This is a genomic window from Curvivirga aplysinae, assembly GCF_009711445.1.
GTDB classification, from domain to species: Bacteria; Pseudomonadota; Alphaproteobacteria; order UBA8366; family Aestuariispiraceae; genus Curvivirga; species Curvivirga aplysinae.
Window position 1 is genome coordinate 1,906 of the sequence record NZ_SMMC01000051.1, and the last position, 2,691, is coordinate 4,596.

Sequence of the window (2,691 nt, forward strand, 5' to 3'; positions counted from 1 at the left end):
GCCGGACGTAATTTTTTACCTAAACTACATAGCAATCCGTTTTCAATAGTTCGGCACATTGCATCTAACGGCAAACCATTTGGCCCACGATAAAATGGATGTTCCAGATGGTTTGTAACGGCCGCTAAGCCAAAAAATACATAGGCTATAATCGCTGAAAATAATGGCGCCATATAGCCCGCCGCATCAATCAATGCAAAGGGCACTAAAAAACAATATAGGTAAGCCGTACGGCGAATAAGTAAAGAATATACAAATGGTAAGGGCGTATTAGCGATACGCTCACATCCTGCTTGGGACATAGCAATCATGCCCATACGTTCTGACAAAACACGTGTCCCTAACTCACTTAATATTTCTTTTTCTCGCAATGTTGCGATTTCTTCTGCCAATAGATTTAATGCATAACATGCCGGCGCGGCTGATGATTTAACAGCTGCGACTTCCTCTTTTTGCAACCAGTATTTAAGATCGGCGCCCTGCATTTCGAAACGCAAATTCATTCGATGCGCGTTGGTAAAAGCGGCTAACAAAAACAGCAACCGCTTGCGATGATTGTTATCCTTCAGGAATAATCTTGTGTCGCGCGCAAAACTTCTTGAATCACCAACCAGTGCGCCCCAGAGTTTCCGTGCCTCCCACCAACGGTCATAGGCCGCACTATTCCTAAAACTAAGAAATAGTGACATAGCAATACCAAACACGCCCATCGCTGATATTGAGAAATGGGGTACTATATTATATTGGCTATCTAAAAAATAAATAATGGTAGAAAAAGCCGTTACAATTAAGATCTTTGCCCAAATATCTGTAATCACAGATCCCTTGGTAATAAAAAACAACATCCAGATACTTGGTTTATCACGAACAATCATCGGCTTGACCTTGCGCGTTGGCATTTCTATTCAATGGGATGAATGTCTCAATCTTTTCGCAGGCATACCGTTTTATAAACGTCAAAAAGCACTTTATTTAGAACAATTTCTACAAATAATTAACCTAAATTTTCAAGTGATAAGAGCAAGTTGTTGCATGATTTCGTGATCTTTGCCCTTCGCACATTTTGCCAATTCGCGATCTACTTTTCCAATATGCGTCATCCACCAGTCACGTAAGAAATACCGAAGACGCATTAAGCTCTCATCGCTTCGACTTCCCTGCCACACTAATGCCATTTCATTTAGTTGCCCTATCAAACGCCCATGGATCTTCTTATGATCGGCAATTTCAGTATAACCACAGATTTCCATCAATTTTTCTTCACGTGCGAAATGGTATTTTGTATAGCTAATCAATTCTGTCAGAATATCATCCATATCACCTTCGGATACATCACGCCGCCAAGCACGATTTACAAGCGCAATAATTTGTTGATGATCCTGATCTATCGCCTCCACACCAACACGGATATTATTATCCCAAATGATAATTTCATCATTATTCTCCAAAGGGATATCTATCCAAAAAGTACTTCCTACGCCGACCTCACTTTTAAAATCAATCCATCCAGCAAGGCTTTGAAGCAAAAGCTTAGAAACAGCCAAACTAATCCCAAGCCCGTTCTTCGTTACTTTGGATTTATAATCAAAATGATGGAACGTATCGAACATACGTTCCTGCTGATGAGGTTCAATACCAATTCCCGTATCTCGAATATAAATGCGTTGGAAATTTTGCTGGGTCACCTCCCCATAGATTTCAACCTCACCTTCGGGGTTATTAAACTGAATGGCATTCATCAGCACATTCAATATTATCTGTTTAAATCGTGCCCTATCACTTTTAACCAAACCAGTCTGATCAGGTATTAAATTATTTTTAACATGAATTTGATTCTGTCCTGCCAACCCGGCAATCGAACCAACCGTTTCCACCACAACTTCTATTGGATTAAAGCTTTCAATCTCTAATTCAATCTGACCATCTTTTATATTTATCAAATCAAGAATTGAATTTACCAATCCCACCAAATGTTCTCCGCCTTGCTCTATACTTTCCAAATAAGATTTTTGCGATTGACTTAGGGGATTCAGCTCGTTCATCTTCATAAGTTGGGCAAACCCCAATATCGCATTTAAGGGGGTGCGTAATTCATGGCTCATAGCAGATAGAAATTCTGATTTCGCCTGATTGGCATGTTCTGCAACAATTAGGGCATTTTGAAGTTCAACTTCTTTCTTCATACGCTCCATTTCAGCAGCGGTACGCCCGGCAATAATATCAAAACAAGCTGAAATTATATTCTTATTCGCGATCGGTTCACTATGAAGAACATTAATAATCCCCATACCTCGATCGTTTGAGTCATATAACGTCGCCCCCATATAGGATTCAACACCGATGATTTGAAGATATTCATCCTGAGGGAAAGCTTGCTGAACGCCAGAAGTATAAACGCAAACCCCTTGCCCCAAAGCAATATCACAAGGCGTACCTTCCAAGCTATAGGTAATGCTATCTTGAAATTGACCTTTTCCATATCCTGCACGCGTGACGATTGCCGTAAAATCTTCGACATATTCACCAATAAACACGTAATCAACACCAAGTGTTTCCGATAGCATTCTTACAACAGCTTTATAATAATCTTGTCCGATCACTCCAGAAACAGTCGAGGAAAATGATTGGAGCAATTGTTTATATTGCTCAACGGACAATTCATTAGATATTGAACTGGAATTAGAGTTATCC

General features: G+C 40.0%; 2 protein-coding genes. Both read right to left on the reverse strand.

The window, feature by feature from the left end; translation table 11 throughout:
* Positions 1-875: bestrophin family protein (locus tag E1160_RS00595; protein ID WP_155153055.1), on the reverse strand; the 875-nt coding region annotated here is incomplete at its 3' end.
* Between the two features lie 132 nt (positions 876-1,007).
* On the reverse strand, positions 1,008-2,691 hold a 1,684-nt coding region (locus E1160_RS00600), incomplete at its 5' end, for a bacteriohemerythrin (protein WP_218048622.1).